The 16697-nt window shown below is 39.9% G+C and carries 16 protein-coding genes; 7 read left to right on the forward strand and 9 right to left on the reverse strand.

Annotated elements, in window-relative coordinates:
• The first annotated feature begins 12 nt into the window (after positions 1 to 12).
• The 3 genes from HZB59_12115 (at position 13) to rpsT (ending at position 2724) form a co-directional block, all read left to right on the forward strand.
• Positions 13 to 1455, forward strand: a complete 1443-nt coding sequence (locus HZB59_12115; protein ID MBI5022172.1) for an OmpA family protein — start codon at positions 13 to 15, stop codon at positions 1453 to 1455.
• A 70-nt stretch (positions 1456 to 1525) separates the two neighbouring features.
• Positions 1526 to 2386: a DUF3078 domain-containing protein gene (locus tag HZB59_12120; GenBank protein ID MBI5022173.1), complete on the forward strand. Its 861-nt coding sequence runs from the start codon at positions 1526 to 1528 to the stop codon at positions 2384 to 2386.
• A gap of 83 nt (positions 2387 to 2469) precedes the next feature.
• Positions 2470 to 2724 (forward strand): 30S ribosomal protein S20, encoded by a 255-nt coding sequence (gene rpsT / locus HZB59_12125; protein MBI5022174.1) that lies wholly within the window; start codon positions 2470 to 2472, stop codon positions 2722 to 2724.
• A 60-nt stretch (positions 2725 to 2784) separates the two neighbouring features.
• Here rpsT and HZB59_12130 read toward each other — a convergent pair whose 3' ends face one another.
• Genes HZB59_12130 through miaB form a run of 6 tightly spaced genes read right to left on the reverse strand, consistent with a single transcriptional unit; the run spans position 2785 to position 9122 of the window.
• Positions 2785 to 3831, reverse strand: coding sequence for a hypothetical protein (locus HZB59_12130; protein ID MBI5022175.1), 1047 nt, complete (start codon positions 3829 to 3831; stop codon positions 2785 to 2787).
• A 9-nt stretch (positions 3832 to 3840) separates the two neighbouring features.
• Positions 3841 to 5310 carry a glycosyltransferase gene (locus HZB59_12135; protein MBI5022176.1) on the reverse strand — a complete coding sequence of 490 codons (1470 nt, stop codon included), beginning with the start codon at positions 5308 to 5310 and terminating at the stop codon, positions 3841 to 3843.
• Between the two features lie 50 nt (positions 5311 to 5360).
• The gene (locus tag HZB59_12140) at positions 5361 to 5855 is read right to left on the reverse strand and encodes an LptE family protein (GenBank protein ID MBI5022177.1); all 495 of its coding nucleotides are present in this window, start codon (positions 5853 to 5855) and stop codon (positions 5361 to 5363) included.
• A gap of 1 nt (position 5856) precedes the next feature.
• Complete coding sequence (locus tag HZB59_12145) at positions 5857 to 6936, reverse strand: sigma-54-dependent Fis family transcriptional regulator (GenBank protein MBI5022178.1); 1080 nt, start codon at positions 6934 to 6936, stop codon at positions 5857 to 5859.
• A gap of 51 nt (positions 6937 to 6987) precedes the next feature.
• Positions 6988 to 7824: an SPOR domain-containing protein gene (locus tag HZB59_12150; GenBank protein MBI5022179.1), complete on the reverse strand. Its 837-nt coding sequence runs from the start codon at positions 7822 to 7824 to the stop codon at positions 6988 to 6990.
• Positions 7821 to 9122, reverse strand: coding sequence for a tRNA (N6-isopentenyl adenosine(37)-C2)-methylthiotransferase MiaB (gene miaB, locus HZB59_12155; protein MBI5022180.1), 1302 nt, complete (start codon positions 9120 to 9122; stop codon positions 7821 to 7823). Before miaB ends, HZB59_12150 begins: the two co-directional genes overlap by 4 nt.
• 492 nt (positions 9123 to 9614) lie before the next feature.
• Between miaB and pta the strand changes: the two genes are divergently transcribed.
• Together pta and HZB59_12165 are read left to right on the forward strand one after the other, a co-directional pair.
• Positions 9615 to 10598: a phosphate acetyltransferase gene (gene pta, locus HZB59_12160; GenBank protein MBI5022181.1), complete on the forward strand. Its 984-nt coding sequence runs from the start codon at positions 9615 to 9617 to the stop codon at positions 10596 to 10598.
• Positions 10599 to 10609: 11 nt separating this feature from the next.
• Positions 10610 to 11791 (forward strand): hypothetical protein, encoded by a 1182-nt coding sequence (locus HZB59_12165; GenBank protein ID MBI5022182.1) that lies wholly within the window; start codon positions 10610 to 10612, stop codon positions 11789 to 11791.
• 62 nt (positions 11792 to 11853) lie between these two features.
• Here the strand turns inward: HZB59_12165 and HZB59_12170 are convergent, their stop codons facing one another.
• The 3 genes from HZB59_12170 to HZB59_12180 form a co-directional block, all read right to left on the reverse strand.
• Positions 11854 to 12174 carry a hypothetical protein gene (locus HZB59_12170; GenBank protein ID MBI5022183.1) on the reverse strand — a complete coding sequence of 107 codons (321 nt, stop codon included), beginning with the start codon at positions 12172 to 12174 and terminating at the stop codon, positions 11854 to 11856.
• Between the two features lie 140 nt (positions 12175 to 12314).
• Positions 12315 to 12923 carry a hypothetical protein gene (locus HZB59_12175; GenBank protein ID MBI5022184.1) on the reverse strand — a complete coding sequence of 203 codons (609 nt, stop codon included), beginning with the start codon at positions 12921 to 12923 and terminating at the stop codon, positions 12315 to 12317.
• 558 nt (positions 12924 to 13481) lie between these two features.
• The gene (locus HZB59_12180) at positions 13482 to 14660 is read right to left on the reverse strand and encodes an anhydro-N-acetylmuramic acid kinase (GenBank protein MBI5022185.1); all 1179 of its coding nucleotides are present in this window, start codon (positions 14658 to 14660) and stop codon (positions 13482 to 13484) included.
• 62 nt (positions 14661 to 14722) lie between these two features.
• On the opposite strand from HZB59_12180, the gene nfo reads away from it, so the two are divergent.
• Both nfo and amrS read left to right on the forward strand, forming a co-directional pair.
• On the forward strand, positions 14723 to 15625 hold the full coding sequence (gene nfo / locus HZB59_12185) for a deoxyribonuclease IV (GenBank protein ID MBI5022186.1): 903 nt from the start codon (positions 14723 to 14725) through the stop codon (positions 15623 to 15625).
• A gap of 7 nt (positions 15626 to 15632) precedes the next feature.
• Positions 15633 to 16697 carry an AmmeMemoRadiSam system radical SAM enzyme gene (amrS, locus tag HZB59_12190; GenBank protein MBI5022187.1) on the forward strand — a complete coding sequence of 355 codons (1065 nt, stop codon included), beginning with the start codon at positions 15633 to 15635 and terminating at the stop codon, positions 16695 to 16697.

Here is a 16697-nt window from a genome sequence, read left to right on the forward strand (position 1 = left end):
GGAGAAAAATAAATGATCAGATTATACATGTTCGTGGTCTTGGCAATATTTATGATTGCTAATACCGGCATATCTCAAATGCAACGTACCGGATGGTCTAATGGAGTAGGAATTGGCGCTGTATTCGGAGAAACCGAGATTCGAGATCGTGTGGCTAATTATCACGCACGCACTTTCGTGCGGTACGGATTCTCTAATGCATTGCAGACAGAACTTGGCATATCTCTCGCCGAAATTCAAGGTGAAGATTATCTAACCAGAATAGTTCCAATAGATTTGCGCCTCGTGTTTAGTCCTTTTGATTTTGAAATATGGAATCCATTTATTTACGGAGGAGCCGGTTTGTTAAATTTTAAAGTCAAGCATGCCCCTTCTTACGCTGATCTGACATTGAAACAGGATGGTTGGACAGGATATCTTCCGGTGGGTGGCGGACTTCAGGTTCGACTTAACGATTTGGCAGTACTGGAAATGAGTGCTGGTTATAATTACACTTTCAGCGATAATTTAAACGCTGTTAAATACGATAGAAAAGATGCATATTGGGGAGCTTTATTCGGTATCACGGCATCGGGTGAATGTGGTGATGCTGATGCCGATAAAGATGGTCTGACGAATCAAGAAGAAGAAGAATTAAATACTGACCCGAAAAACCCCGATTCAGATAATGATGGATTGAGTGATGGTGATGAAGTTAAGAAGTATAAAACAGATCCACTTAATGATGATACGGATAAAGACGGGCTAAAAGATGGCGACGAAGTCAACAAATATAAAACTCATCCTGCGAATGCCGATACTGACGGCGATGGATTGAAAGATGGCGAAGAAATTCAAAAATATTTTACCGACGCACTCAAAGCCGACTCAGATGATGATGGTTTGAATGATAAGGATGAAATAATATCGCATAAAACCAATCCCACTATGAGTGACACTGATGCTGACGGATTAAAAGATGGTGAGGAGGTTACTCGATATAAAACCAATCCTCTGAATATTGATACTGATGGTGGAAGTGTGAATGATGGTAAAGAAATTGCCAATAATACAAATCCGCTTGATCCTGCAGATGATGTTCCAAAGAAAAAGGAAGAAATAAAAGTTGAAGTTGGTAAAGCAATAGTACTGGAGGGAATTGTATTTAAAACCGGCAGCGCAGAAATCAGTCCTGAATCTGATGCGATACTGGCAATTGCCTTCAATACGCTGGAACAAAATCCTGAGATTGAGGTTGAAATCCAGGGACATACAGATAATTCGGGGAAACGCGTTTCAAATATGAAGTTATCCCAGCGCCGTGCTGAATCTGTCAAAGGAAACCTGGTTAACAGAGGAATAGCAGCGGCAAGAATATCCACTAAGGGATTTGGCCCCGATAAACCGATTGCACCGAATACAACACCGGAGGGTAAACAAAAAAATCGCCGCATCGAATTTTTTAGGATTAAATAAATCAATTCTTACCTGTGCCTTTGTATGCGGCAAAGGCACAGGTATCTCAAATATTTTGAAGGAATAAATAATGAAGATAAATCTATTATTGTTTGTAATGTTAATTAGTGTAGTATCAGTCTCGGCTCAAGAAGTCGCAAAACAACCACCTCCACCGGAATATGGTTGGAAGCATGGTATGGTTGCAGGATTAACCTTGACTCAAGTAGCGTTCACCGACTGGGCTCAAGGTGGAGAAAATGCTCTTTCGTACACTTTAAGCGTTGATGGTAAATCAACATTAGAAGAAGAAGTTTCGAATTGGGCAAATACTTATAAATTTGCTTTCGGACAGACACGCTTGGGCGGTCAAAAGTTAAGAAAGACCGATGATATTATCGATCTCTCTTCTGTGTACACATATAAACTCGGCACGCTTATAAATCCGTACGCATCGGCAACACTCAAAACTCAATTCGCGTATGGATATATATATCCAAGACCTGATACATCGGTTGAGGTCTCTGCGATATTTGATCCGGCGTATTTAACCCAAAGCGCGGGTGTTGGATATCAACCAATCAAAGAAATTAAAACAAGACTTGGCGTGGGATTGCGTGAAGTTATAACTTCTAAATTTTCTAAATATTATACCGACGATCCGAAAACCGATAAACTTGAAAAGACTACAATCGACGGTGGTATGGAATCGGTAACAGAAGTAGAATGGCAATTGGAAGATAATATCTTATTCACTTCTAAACTAGAACTTTTCGCTCCGTTCAAAACTTTGGATGAAATTATTGTCAGGAATAATAGTTCTGTAACGGCTAAGGTAAGTAAATACATCACTACCATTCTGAATGTTCAGTTAATTAATGAGAGAAAAGTAACCCCCCGGACTCAAGTTAAAGAAACGATTGCTCTGGGATTGAGTTATACCATATTTTGAATGAAAATTCAAAAATTGTGAATTTCAACTAATATTATTATATTGGAACAAGTTTGAATAATTATCTATAGGAATAGAAGTAAATGGCACAACATCTATCAGCAGAGCGACAGGCGCGAAAAGCATTAAAAAACCGTGTAAGGAACCGTGCTTATGCGGCAAAAATGAAAACTGCTATCAAGCGTGTTCGAGATGCAAAGGCAAAAGAAACAGCCACTGCCGAATTGAAGAAAGCGGTTAAAATGCTCGATCAAATGGCGGCAAAAGGTCTTATCCATTCGAATAACGCATCAAATAAGAAATCCAGCTTAACTAAATTTGTGAATAGTTTAAAGTGAATTTAATTCAAAGTTGTATTAATAAAAAACCCCGAAAATTCGGGGTTTTTTATTTCCAGGTCAATCCTGTTCCGATCTTGTCTTTGATAATTCTTCCTCCAGTTCGCGTATCCTAATCGAAATCTCATCTTTCTGGGTTGGGCGTATTTTTATTAGAAGGGAGTATGTTTCAATCGCTTCCCTGTACTCACCCTGCGCTGCATAGATTTCCGCTAATGTTTTACTGATAATCGGTCGGGTATGATCGCGGATATTTTTATTTGTATCTTCTGCAACCTGTATAGTTTTGTCTGCATCAATTATATCCAACTCATTGATGTTGACCTCATCAATCTTTTCGATAGAGTCTGTTTGAGGAGTTAGAATATTTTCCGAATCGCCATGTAATGTCTCTTCAACAGAAATTGATTCGGGTGGAGGAGGAAATTCCAAAGCAATTTCTGCCGTTGTTAAATCTACTTCGTCATTTGTACCGCGAACATTTTCATTCTCGAAAATATCCCCCGTTAAACGTGAATTGATTGCATTACCGCTAACCTCATCGGGTGGTTCGCTAATAAATACACCATCCGGATGCAATTTATTGGTAGTTTCAAATTGTTCAACCGGTGAAGAATCTAAGACCGGTTCTGATTTTTCGATCTCCTGTAATTCTTCGATTCCAGCTATCGACTCTGTTTGTGAAATATTTTGAACTTCTTTTAACGTTTCTTCATCAACATTGAGTTCTGATGATACTTGAAGAATCGGTTTGCTATTTTGTACTTCTGTTTCATCTATAACGTCGATATCATTCTGTGTGCTCACAATTTCTTCAGATCGATTTTCTGAGATGTCGGTAGATGATGACTGAGTTTCGTCGCTTATAAAATCAGGTGAAGTAATAACCTCTGCCGATTCCAACCGGTAACATAATTCCAAAATCAATTGTGCAGTCGAATAGTTTGGATAAAGTCCGAGACCTTTCGCGCACAGTTGTTTGGCCTCTTCAACTCTGTTCTGATTTAAATATTCGTATGCGAGTCGGGCAAAAAGCGGGGAAAACGGCTGGCGGTGCAGCCGTTGTTCAAGTTGTTCTAAGGTCAAGTTAGTCGGTTCGTCGTTCAAGATTAATAATTATTTTGATGTCTCTAATTTCCGCGCCATCCACGCATGCCGAATCGACAACCACGCAACAAGACCGAAACCCATCGTAAACAAGAGCTGGAATGGGACGGCAGCCAGTTCGAGATAATAAATAGAAGATGCAACCCCAAACAAACAATAAAGGGCAAGAGCCGATTCTATAATCACGGTGTAATTGAATTTTTTAAGCACATATTTTTTGTCGAGCCAGGCATCTTTTTTATCGATCACTTTGTATTTCGGAGTTCTCACGAATTCCGATTTTTTCTTTATCAATCCTTCTATGACTGCTTTCGTGTTATTGACCGCAAAACCCATACTTCCTGCCATGAAGAGGGGAAATAATAGCATTCGTCTTTGCCAGTCTTTATAAACATCCTTTTGAGAATAAAGATAAAACAGGAATGAACCGATGAACGCAAAAACGAAAACAGCCATGACGGAAAAATATGTTTCGTAACCACCCTGGTGTTTAATAAAAATAAGCGGAACATTCAAAATTCCCGCAATCAGGATAAACGGGAATACTATGTTGTTCGAGAGATGAAATGTCGCGTGAATTTTCTTTTCCAAAGGAAGGTCGGATTTCCAAACTTTTGGAAGTATTTTCCGCGCAGTTTCAATAGCACCTTTTGTCCAACGGAATTGCTGCGACTTGAGCGCGTTAATTTCGGATGGCAATTCTGCCGGCGATGTAACATCATTTAAGAATTTAAATTTCCATCCTTTCAACTGTGCACGGTAACTTAAATCCAAATCTTCGGTCAATGTGTCGGCTTCCCAATTTCCCGCATCGAAGATACATTCTTTTCTCCAGATTCCGCCTGTGCCGTTAAAGTTGATAAAGAAGCCTGCTTTGTTCCGGACGTTTTGCTCTATAACGAAATGTCCGTCAAGCGCCATTGCCTGAACACGTGTTAAGAAAGAGTATTCACTGTTGAGATGTTCCCAGCGGGTTTGAACTAAACCGATTTTGGGTTCGCGGAAGTAGGGCAGTGTCTTCATTAGAAAATCTGTGTGCGGAATGAAATCGGCATCGAAGATGGCAACGAATTCGCCGCGCGTGCTTTTCAAACCTTCTTTGAGAGCGCCTGCTTTATATCCTTCACGTGAACTTCGGCGGATATGGTGAATATCGTAACCGTTATTTTTATACCGCTCAACAATACCTGACAACAGTGAAGTGGTTTCATCCGTTGAATCGTCTAATACTTGGATTTCTAATTTATCTTTCGGATAATCGATGAGACAAACAGAATCGATCAACCGTTCTACAACATAATATTCATTGTACAGCGGGAGTTGAATAGTCACTACCGGGAATTCCGTCAGATCGCTAACCGGTTCATGTTTTTTATTCCGATGTTTCAGATAATAATAGATCATAACGAATCCGCTCGATCCGAATACGAACAATATTGTTAACGATATGAAATAAGAGTAAATAATATAATCTTGCATTTAAACGATAACCTCAATTATTAATTTAATTTTGTATAACACTTTAATTGTTACCATCCCGACACCGTATTTAACAGAATATCTTCGGTCAGCTTATCGATTGCTTCATCGATGGCTTTATTTCTCAGGGCCGGATCAGCACTGAGTTCATATTCGCTCCAACTGCTTAGTTGTTTATCATAGAGCTTCTTTTTTAATTTCAGATCTTGGAAGGTCACTTTAACATTAATAGTCAACCTTGTTTTCGAAACAATTTCACCTTTTGTTACTACCTGCGGTTGAGAATTCATTGAAGTAATGATTCCCTCAATAATAGAATCTGAATTAGTTTTATCAGCAATCTGAAAACTGTTGTCTTGCCGAAATTTTTCAATCAACTTATTCGTCAATTTTTCGCGTAAACCCGGTTCACCGGATCCGCTCTGATCGTCGAAGAGAGGAAGCGCGATAGTTTGCAAGTGCGGAGGCACTGAAGCGCCGGTAAAAGAATAGCAACCGGTGAATATAAATATCGGTATAACGATTATAAAAAACAGAAAACGCATATCACATGTCGAGATTGTATTCTTTAATTTTCCGGTACAAAGTTCGTTCGCTAATGCTGAGTGCGCGTGATGCCATGCGTCTGTTGCCTTTAAATCTTTCGAGCGCGCTTATGATTGCCCGCTTTTCAACTAACGGTACCGGCTCTACCGTTGAATTCTCATCAATCCCTGACGTATCGAATGACGCTTCAACATAATGCGGTTCCACACGTGAGCCGTTCTGGTTCAACAGCAGGTGCTTCATTTCATTGATATCGGCTTTCATTTCAAGAAGTGCGCGCAATATTAACTCACGCTCCGCCTGATCGGGACTCTTGTGCGTGTAGACCGGCAAATTTCTACCGTTACTTTCAAATGAATTTTTTATGAAATTTTTAAGATCATTAACGTCAATCAGTTTTCCACCTTTAATCACGATTAAACTTTCTATAATATTTCTCAATTCCCTGACATTGCCGGGCCAGTGATAATTTTTCATCAGCACCATTGCTTCGGGAGAAAATCCTTCGAAATTAATTTTATTCTTTTCGCTTATCTGCCGGGCAAATTCGGTTGCGAAATCAGGAATGTCATCCCGACGCTCACGCAGAGGTGGAATTTTGATGTTAATAGATCGGAGACGAAAATATAAATCGGGGCGGAATCTGGCGTTACTGACTTCCGACTCCAGATCTTTGTTTGTAGCGGCAATGATCCTAACATCCACTTTGCGTGTTGTTGATGATCCTACGCGCATATATTCACGGCTCTCAAGAATGCGTAAAAATTTTACCTGTGTCGCAATTGGAAGTTCACCAATCTCATCGAGGAATAATGTGCTGCCATCCGCTAACTCGAAATAACCTTTTCTCGAATCGCTCGCTCCTGTGAAAGCGCCACGTTCATGTCCGAATAATTCACTTTCTATTATTCCTTCCGGTATCGCTCCGGCATTAACGGAGATCATCGGCTTGGAACTGCGTTTACTCATCTCGTGAATGAGTTTCGCTATAACTTCTTTGCCTACACCACTCTCACCCGTGATCAGCACCGTTATATCGGTTGGGGCGACTTGTTTGACGACGCTGAGAATTTCTTTCATCTCAACGGAGTTGCCAATTACACTATTTTCGTTTTTAGCACCGTCCACTGATTAATATCTCTCTACGATCATCGATTCGATTTTATATTTCGATTTTATTTCTTTTACAATTTCTCTTGCTTCTTCCATCGTTCTATAACTTCCAACCCAAACAAGGAATAAATTCTTACCGTTACGGACTTTATTTACAACTTCAACAGAATATCCAAGGTCGTCAAAAAACTTTCTTTGCTTATTGGCGTTTGCATTCGTAGAGTATGCTCCTGCTTGTACGGTAAATTCACTTTTTTGAACTATACTTCTTTCTTCCGTTTTGATTTCCGGTTCTTTGATTGCCACATCTTCTTGTTTTATTTTCGTGGGAGGTTCTTCTTCTTTCGTGACCACTTCGATTGTGTCACTTGACCCCGCGGGGGGTGGTGCGATTTCCTTATTAGGTAGATTAACTTTTTTTTCTTCGATGATAGGAATATTTTCATCGGGTTTACCGGTTACATATTGAGAATTGGGATATTCTTTTTTCAACTGCTGTAATTTTAACTCGGCAGTGCGGTATAATCCGAGTGAATAATAATATTGATATGTTCTGTAAAGCGCGTCGTCAGCCCATTCACTTTTCGGGAAGTTGTCAATTACTCCTTGATAAAATTTAACAGCTTCTATACCATCTGTTGCTAACCGTCCCTGAAGATAAAGTGCGGCGGCATTGTTCGGATATCTTGCTACGAGATTCGGTAGGTCTTTACGAACTTCGGCAGACAAACCTTTATCGATCTTTTCCAATGCCGAATTTAATTCCGCGTCATCGCTTTGAGCGATCAGCCCTGTGGGTATTAGAATCGTTAATAGAATCACCAGACGCAATGTTTGTTGAATCAAATTAATCATATTGTAGCTCCCAAATGATTATGATGAATTGTTCCGAATAGTGTTGCTGAGTTTGATCGGTTAATTTTCACTTTAACGTATTCACCCGGAACATGATTTTCTTTTGGGAAAATAACCATCTTATTACCATCGGTTCTTCCCTGTAATTCGGAGGAGGATTTTTTACTGTTTCCCTCAATTAAAACGTCTAAAACCTTACCGATTGTAGTTTGATTTCGCTCGGCAGAAATTTTATTCTGAAATGTAACTATCTCGTCGATTCTGCGCGATTTAATTTCTTCCGTAATATCATCTTCCATCTTCCATGCAGGTGTATTTTCGCGGGCAGAATATTTGAACATATATGCGCCGTCGTATTGAATCTCTTCGAGCATTCGCATTGTCATTTTATGGTCGTTTTCGGTTTCAGTCGGGAAGCCGCTTATGATATCGGTTGTCAGGCAAACTTCAGGCATTGCGGTTTTTATTTTTAAGATGAGTTGGCGGTAATGGTTTGATGTATACTCTCTTTTCATCAAATCAAGAATTCTGTCTGAGCCGGACTGAACGGGCAAATGAATATATTTGCAGATATTTTCATTCCCGGCTATTGTGTGAATAAGTTTATCAGACATATCTTGCGGATGTGAAGTCATAAATCGAATTCGAATCGTTCTATCAACTTCCGCGACTGCTTTCATGAGGTCTGCAAAATCTTTTCCATCATGATTGTATGAATTTACATTCTGACCTAAAAGCGTAACATCTTTAAAGCCGCGTTTAGCAAGTTCTTCAACCTCATTGATGATATTAAAATAATTTCTGCTTCGTTCTCTGCCGCGAGTGAATGGCACAACGCAAAACGAACAAAATTTATTACAACCGCGCATTACCGAAATCCACGCGCTTATTCCATTTGTTCTTAGCGGAGTAATATCGTCGTATGTTTCTACACGCGATAATTGTACTGCAATACCTTTTTCACCCTGCCACGCCTGATTCAGAAGTGAAGGGAGTTTGCGGTATTCATCCGGACCAACAATCACATCAACAATTTGTCCGACACCTTTAGCTTCTTCAGTATTCAATTTAGAACGAAGTCGCTCTGCCATACATCCTAAAACACCGACAAGCACTTCAGGTTTCTTAGCTTTTGCTGCTTTAAACTCGCCTAGGCGTCCGTATACTCTTTGCTCCGCATTTTCACGAACGCTGCAAGTGTTCACCATGACCACGTCGGCATCTTCCATCTTTTCAGTCAAGCTGAAGTTGTTGTCATCGAGCATGCCGAGTACCAACTCGGAGTCTGCCAGATTCATCTGACAGCCGTATGTTTCTAAATAAATTTTTTTTGGTTTGTTTTGCAAAAGCTTTTTGTCAATGTTTTTATGATGAATCCATCAATATTATCGAATATTAGTCTAAATTGATGGGAAAGCTGGGTTTTATTGATTGTAAATTTACTGAAATTATGGCAGACAATCAAGAGTTGAGTGTCATATTAATGGAATTTAATATCGTCTGACATAAAGTCAGTTTGGTGATTCGCACTCCCCAAAATTTTAAAATCGATGTTTTAAATTCGTATTTCGGATTTGTTTAGAGTTTCGATATTCGTAATAAAGATTTTGATATGTAATTGTAGGAATGTGCAATTATAGTAGTATTTGAATAAATCGGGTGGAGAATTTTCACCGAAATAGGAAATTTCTATCTTTGCTTTTTCGATAAAAATAAACGAAATTTCATAAGCATAAAAAATATATTATCCACCTTTATTATTCCAACCATAAAACTTTAGAAATATTATTATGATACCAAATCAATTAATGACATCAATTAAAGAGCAAGCAAAGAAAAATAGAAAATCAGTTGTATTTCCCGATGCCACTGATGAACGAGTGATAAAAGCGGCCCGAATATTAGCGGATGAATCTTTAGCCAATCCTATTTTGATTGGGAATGAAGATGAAATTCGCGCAAAGGCATCATCACTTCAAATTAATACCGGAGGAATCAGAATCATCGATCCGACGAGATCAGAAAAGTTGAGCGATTTCTCTTATATCTTTTTTCACCTCCGCAAACACAAAGGAATCACTATCGAAGAAGCACAGAAAACAATGAAGCATCCGCTCTTCTTCGGTGCGATGATGGTGCGCGAAGGGATGGCAAACGGAAGCGTTGCGGGTTCAATATCAACCACCGGCGATGTTTTGCGCGCAGCTATTCAAGTTATCGGATTGAAGGAGGGAATCAGCATCGTTTCCAGTTTCTTTGTCATGGTTTTTCCGCATCAGGTATTTTCATTTGCCGATTCGGCAGTTGTGCCGGACCCGACTTTTGAACAGCTTGCCGATATCGCAATAGCAACAGCCGAGAATCATAAAAAGATTACAGGCGAAGAACCGCGTGTCGCAATGCTTTCATTCTCAACTAAGGGTAGTGCGACTCATCCTTTAATAGATAAAGTTGTACAGGCGACCGCACTTGTAAAACAAAAAGCACCGGGCTTAATCGTGGATGGCGAATTACAGCTTGATGCCGCTATTGTACCCAAGGTCGCAAAATCGAAAGCACCGGGAAGTCCGATTGAAGGCAACGCCAACGTGTTAATCTTCCCCGATTTGAACGCGGGAAACATCGGTTACAAAATGGCACAGCGGCTCGGCGGCGCCGAGGCAATCGGTCCGATCGTTCAGGGCTTGAGCAAGCCGGCTTTTGATCTTTCGCGCGGTTGCAGTGTTGAAGATATTGTGAACACCACTGCAATTAACTGCGTACTTGCGGTGTAGTTTGAAAGTCGATGGCTGAACCTGCAACACTTTTGCAACCCCAAAATCAGCGGTCAGGTGAACGATATGTTTTTATCGATCTTTACCGTAGCGCTGTAATTTTACTGATGTTGGAAGGACATGTTTTAAGAGCATTTCTTCCGGCATCGTTGCAACGTGAGCCGTTATTCCAACTGCATGAGTTCTTTCACGGACTTAGCGCGCCGGCGTTCCTGTTTGGCGCGGGTTTGACTTTCGTTATCTCAACACGCAAGCGATGGGAAGCTTATCACCATTGGGATCCGCCGCTTGCTAAAAGATTGCGGCGTTTTTTGCTCGTCATCCTGCTTGGTCTTGCACTTCATCTCCCGTATTTTTCATTCCGCAAAGTTATGCTGGAGCTTTCTTCACCCGAAGTTCTGCAATTATTTCAATTCGATGTTTTACATTGTATTGGCATCGGACTTCTATCGCTTCACGGACTTATCTTTTTTTTCAAACATGAATCGCGGTTTTACTCGCTTGTTATCACGACAATTTTTGTGGTTTGCTTTACAACTCCGTTCGTCTGGGATTTAGATTTTCTAAAATATATTCCCACAGCGTTCGCCCAGATGTTCAACGGTAATCATGGCTCGCCGTTTCCGCTTTTTCCGTATGTTGGGTTTTTGTATGCTGGAGTTATTGTTTCGTGGGAGTTCCTTGTGGCGGTTGAGCATAAGCGCGAAGCAAAATTTATGTACTGGCTTGCAGTGCTCGGTATGATATTTATTATCGCGGGATTTTTGTTTGATATGGTGCCTTGGCACCTCTACGCCACATATAATTATTGGTTCACAAGTCCAAATTATTTCCTTATCCGTCTCGGTTCTCTTATGGCAATTATCACGGGTTTCTGGTATCTCTCACGCGCAATCAAACAGCCGAAAAAGATATTCACCGTTCTCGGTATCGAGTCGTTGTTTGTTTATGTTTTGCATTTGCTTGTACTCTACGGTTCTTCCATGAACCCGCGGTTGAACATGCAGGTTGTTTTTGGTTTGAACCGCTCGTTTGTTGAAACTGTTGGGTTGTTTGCAGGACTTTTCTTTCTGATGCTTTCCTCAGCGTTGCTATGGAATTACCTCAAGCGGAAGCATTTCCCAACTTACAGATGGATACAGATTATGATAGGTGGAGTGTTCTTGTATTTTTTATTTACGAGGGATTTTTAAGAGAGACATAGTCATGGTGTTAGACGAAGTTGCACCGAGTGTGCAATTCAACTCTTATTCTTTCAACCAGCACCAGATTCTTTTTTAACTGCAGGTTCGATCTGCTCAAACGAATAATTAAACCCGCTTGAGCGTTCATAATAAAGAATATGGTCAAATATCGAAACTGCTTTTATTATTAGTTGATCCGCATAGTCTTTAGGAAACCGTTGGGGGAAATCTTGCTCTAAAAAGTACCTTAGGCGAGCTCCGTTCCAATGCTTTTTCCCTCCACGTTTGACACACACCTTTATGAAGTCATAGAACTTATCGATATCGGGCACACCAAGTGGGGTATCGCTCGTGACCCATCTATCATAATACTTCTTTAGATGCGGTGACATTTTATATTTTTTCATATAATCGGCAAGTTGTGATTGCAGCTATCATAATAAATCAATTCATCGTTCGTGAGTTATTCCTGCATCTTATCATCCCAAAATCTGTTTTTGAGTCATTGAATTCCAATTCTTATCATCATGAATTAATCTCGGATCTCTTTAACAACATAGTCCATGCCCGATGTAACATAATATCGTCGAACTGGGATGGTGATATTTCCTCTGTCAGTATAAACTTCAATTGCAACATCCTTGTTATCGAAAATTTTAAGTGATAGCGTGTCAATGTTTGTATACCTCTGCAAGAACGTAGAGTAGTAACATTTCTCCATTGATATTCGGACTGTAGCCTGATTGTAAATCCAATACCCGTTAGATTGTTCCAACCGAAGATCAGATGGAAAATCGTAGGAAAAGCCAGATCTCCTGAATCCTAAGGAGTATCCAGTCGAAACTTGAAAAATTCGAACTGAATCAACATGCAATGATTTGGTAACATTATTTGTGACCAATACATACAACAACATACGCGCCATTTTGTTAGTAGGTGTACTGTCTGCAGTCCCTGGAATGATAAAATCATGATCATCAAGTGTCAGAAGTGCTGGACGATAACTGACTTCCCAGTCTCTACTGGTAAGAAAAGCTATCATCTCTCTTGGGGAATACGTATGGTAAACAAACATTCCAATCGTAGCGAGAAAAACCACAAATAGTGCTGCAATATAAATAATTGTAATTAAACGTTTCATTCAGAATCCATTCAATGAATTACCAAAGTAACAGACTTTTAAACTGCATCTATTGTCTTTAGAAACGACATATGTCGTGTTTACATTTTTTAGTTTCAGTTTATGTATGCAATTTCGGTATTTCATTCTGTATTTTTAATTCGTCTTTCATCGAAAAGCATTTCACACTAACTCACATAGCCATTCTTCGTCATAAATCAATTCATCACTCGTGAGTTATCCCTGCATTATCACCCAAAATCTGTTTTGCAATGTAAAAATTAATCTACAATTTGTCAAGATGTAACCACCCCTCAATCCCCTCCTTCGTAAGGAGGGGACGAAAGGGGTGGTCAATATTATTTTTAAAAAATGCCTCCGCAATCATACTGCTGTCAAACAGCCATTATTAAATTCGGCTTTGTGATTCCATTATAACATCGGCAAGAACAAGAAATGGAATCACCTTAATTGTTGACTGCTTTCCCCTGCCACTGTTTATGATTGCGGATGTTCTCTTTGTTACTTTCTCTTCAAAGAGAAAGTAAAATATTCCCTCGCAATAGGATAGAAAATGTATTACGGTAATGCAATCGTCCCTAACAGCGTTCTCTTCTTTGCACCTGTTACAGATGGCATGTTAGTTGGATTTCCTGAAATCAATTCGTTCGCCAGCATTGCAAAGCATACAGCTTCTTTAGCATCTGATGGGATAATATTTTCTACCGTCCCAACTTTAATGTTTCCGAAATATCGTTTGAGTGCATCCATCATATATTTATTATGAACACCGCCGCCGCTTACAAGCAATTCATCAATCTTTGTTTTTGGTTGGACGAATTCTAAATAATTTAAATAAATACTCAACGCGGTGAACTCGGTAACGGTTGCAATAATATCTTGTTTCGGCGCTGATTTGTGTTTATTTAAAATCGCATCAATAATATTTTTGCCGAACAACTCCCGCCCAGTCGATTTTGGCGGTGGCATCCGAAGATACGGATGCGTAATCAATTGTTGAAGCAGGAGGGGGGTTAATTTTCCCGATGATGCCACTTCTCCATTTTTATCGAACGCCTGATTGTAAAGTTTCTTTATCAATCCGTCCACGATCATATTCCCCGGACCTGTATCGAAAGCAGTAACCTGATTGATATTACAATTTTTTGGAAGAACGGTTATATTTGCAATGCCGCCGATATTCAATAATGCACGGTTTATCTTTTTAGATCTGAACATAATGAAATCAAAATAAGGAACAAGCGGCGCACCCGTACCACCAACCGCAACATCACCCATTCTAAAATCACCAACTGTAACAATGCCTGTGAGTTTGGCGATGGCAGATGGATTTCCGATTTGCATCGTCGAACGAATATTTTTACCAAATAATTGTATGGGATTTGGAAGATGATGGATTGTTTGTCCGTGTGAACCGATGAGGTCAATTTTATTCATAGGAATTTCGGATTTGCGGGATAATTTCTTAACTGCATCCGCGAAGAACTCGGCTATCAGCATATCTAACCTTGCCATCTCGTCTAACTTTGCGGTGCGCTCATCGGAGTTTTTCAATAAGACTTCTTTGTATCCTTTTGGATAGGGCACGGTGATAAACTTAATCAAGCGGAGGTGAGAATTTTCTCCCGATCCGCTAACCTCAACAAGCGCGGCATCTATGCCGTCGGCAGATGTTCCGGACATTAATCCGACAACAATTTTCTTCTTTTTATTAAATAGTTTTATTAATACTTCCATTGTTGCACTTAATTCTAAAGTTTATAATATTAACTATACCAACAACAAATGACAATTAACCAATGACTAAAACCAATATCTCAAATCGCAAAACAAAAATCCAGAATGACGACCTTCTCATAGGTGCGCACGAATCGATTGCGGGCGGAATATACAAAGCATTCGAATTAGCAGAGAGTATCGGTTGCCGCACGCTTCAGGTTTTTACCAAAAGCAGCAATCAATGGGCTGCAAAACCGCTCACCGAAGAAGATATCGAAAACTACAAAACAGTTTCATCGAAATCAAATATCAAACATGTGGTTGCACACGATTCATATCTTATCAATCTGTGTGCGGCAAATCCGGAAATTTTGAAGAAATCACGTGAAGCATTTTTGGATGAACTTAAACGTTGCGAAGCACTGGGTATCAAGTACTTGAATTTTCATCCCGGGGCGCATATGGCAGTAGGGGAGAGGGAAGGGATTAAAAAAATAATTGAATCTCTTAATTTGGCACACAGCAAAACAAAAGGATTCAAGGTGTTGAGTGTTCTTGAAACAACAGCCGGACAAGGTTCTTCACTCGGATATCGCTTCGAGCAATTGAAAGAAATTATAGAAGGAGTAGATGAACCAAAGAGGATGGGGGTTTGTATTGATACATGTCATATTTTTGCGGCAGGTTATGATATAAGCACGGATGACGGTTACGAAAAAGTGATGAAAAAATTCGATGATGTGGTTGGATTCGATCGGCTTGTTGCGTTTCATGTGAACGATTCGAAAAAGGGATTGGGATCGAAAGTCGACAGGCACGAGCATATTGGCAAAGGGATGATCGGAAAGAACGGATTCAAATGCCTGATGCAGGATGCGCGATTGGCGGCAATTCCAAAAATTCTTGAAACACCGAAAGGTGAAGATTTGAAAGAAGACAAAATGAATTTGTCTGTTTTGCGAAAGCTAGCGGCTGGGAAATAATTCTGCTATGTCAGAATCAGATCAAATAGAATTAAAGGAAATACTTTCTAAGCACACTAAGGTCGGTGAATTGTTTCGTGATACCGATGACGGACGGATTGAATGCTACGCATGCGGCCATCGATGCAAAATTGGCGAAGGCAAAGAGGGTATTTGTAAGATTCGCTTCAATCGCAATGGTAAATTATTTGTGCCGTGGGGATATGTTAGTTCTCTCGCTCTCGACCCGATAGAGAAGAAACCGTTCTTTCACGCAATGCCAGGTTCGACAGCGATGAGTCTCGGAATGCTTGGTTGCGATTTCCATTGTTCGTTCTGCCAGAACTGGATAACATCTCAAACGCTCAGAGATCCGCATTCCATTTCATCCATCGAAATAATATCTCCTGAAGAAATAATTGCTCTTGCTAAAAAACATGGTGCGCAGGTTGTTACCAGCACATACAACGAGCCGTTAATTACAAGCGAATGGGCAGTTGAAGTATTTAAATTAGCAAAGAAATACAATCTCGTTACTTCATATGTTTCGAATGGCAACGGCACTCCGGAAGTAGTGGAGTATCTGAGTCCGTGGCTTGATCTTTTTAAAATTGATCTTAAAGGATTTAACGATAAAAGATACCGTGAACTTGGCGGTGTGCTTAATAATGTTTTAGATACAATCAAACTGGCGTACAAGAAAAAATTCTGGATCGAGATCGTTACACTGGTTGTACCCGGTTTTAATGATACAGATGCCGAATTAAAAGATATAGCTGAATTTATAAAATCGGTTTCGCCGGATATTCCGTGGCATGTCACAGCTTTTCATGGTGATTATAAAATGGATAATGTAAGATATACACCTGTCGAAAAAATTATTCGTGCAGTCGAGATCGGATATACGGCGGGACTTCATTACGTGTACGCAGGAAATATACTGGGTGGTGTAAGAAACTACGAGAACACGCATTGTTATATATGCGGGGAGTGTTTAATTGAGCGTAAAGGTTTTCATGTAATAAAAAACAGAATAAAGGAGGGAGGATGTTCCAAGTGCGGAAGATTAATCCCTGGCTTCTGGAAAAAATAA

This window comes from Ignavibacteriales bacterium, from assembly GCA_016214905.1.
In the GTDB taxonomy this organism is placed as follows: Bacteria; Bacteroidota; Ignavibacteria; order UBA10030; family SZUA-254; genus PNNN01.

Bases quoted from the DNA above. Each gene is read 5' to 3' on its own strand.
- HZB59_12115 (MBI5022172.1), top strand. From the start codon at position 13: ATGATCAGATTATACATGTTCGTGGTCTTGGCAATATTTATGATTGCT.
- HZB59_12120 (MBI5022173.1), top strand. From the start codon at position 1,526: ATGAAGATAAATCTATTATTGTTTGTAATGTTAATTAGTGTAGTATCA.
- rpsT (MBI5022174.1), top strand. From the start codon at position 2,470: ATGGCACAACATCTATCAGCAGAGCGACAGGCGCGAAAAGCATTAAAA.
- HZB59_12135 (MBI5022176.1), bottom strand. From the start codon at position 5,310: ATGCAAGATTATATTATTTACTCTTATTTCATATCGTTAACAATATTG.
- HZB59_12140 (MBI5022177.1), bottom strand. From the start codon at position 5,855: ATGCGTTTTCTGTTTTTTATAATCGTTATACCGATATTTATATTCACC.
- HZB59_12145 (MBI5022178.1), bottom strand. From the start codon at position 6,936: ATGAAAGAAATTCTCAGCGTCGTCAAACAAGTCGCCCCAACCGATATA.
- HZB59_12150 (MBI5022179.1), bottom strand. From the start codon at position 7,824: ATGATTAATTTGATTCAACAAACATTGCGTCTGGTGATTCTATTAACG.
- miaB (MBI5022180.1), bottom strand. From the start codon at position 9,122: ATGAATCTGGCAGACTCCGAGTTGGTACTCGGCATGCTCGATGACAAC.
- pta (MBI5022181.1), top strand. From the start codon at position 9,615: ATGATACCAAATCAATTAATGACATCAATTAAAGAGCAAGCAAAGAAA.
- HZB59_12165 (MBI5022182.1), top strand. From the start codon at position 10,610: ATGGCTGAACCTGCAACACTTTTGCAACCCCAAAATCAGCGGTCAGGT.
- HZB59_12170 (MBI5022183.1), bottom strand. From the start codon at position 12,174: ATGTCACCGCATCTAAAGAAGTATTATGATAGATGGGTCACGAGCGAT.
- HZB59_12175 (MBI5022184.1), bottom strand. From the start codon at position 12,923: ATGAAACGTTTAATTACAATTATTTATATTGCAGCACTATTTGTGGTT.
- HZB59_12180 (MBI5022185.1), bottom strand. From the start codon at position 14,660: ATGGAAGTATTAATAAAACTATTTAATAAAAAGAAGAAAATTGTTGTC.
- nfo (MBI5022186.1), top strand. From the start codon at position 14,723: ATGACTAAAACCAATATCTCAAATCGCAAAACAAAAATCCAGAATGAC.
- amrS (MBI5022187.1), top strand. From the start codon at position 15,633: ATGTCAGAATCAGATCAAATAGAATTAAAGGAAATACTTTCTAAGCAC.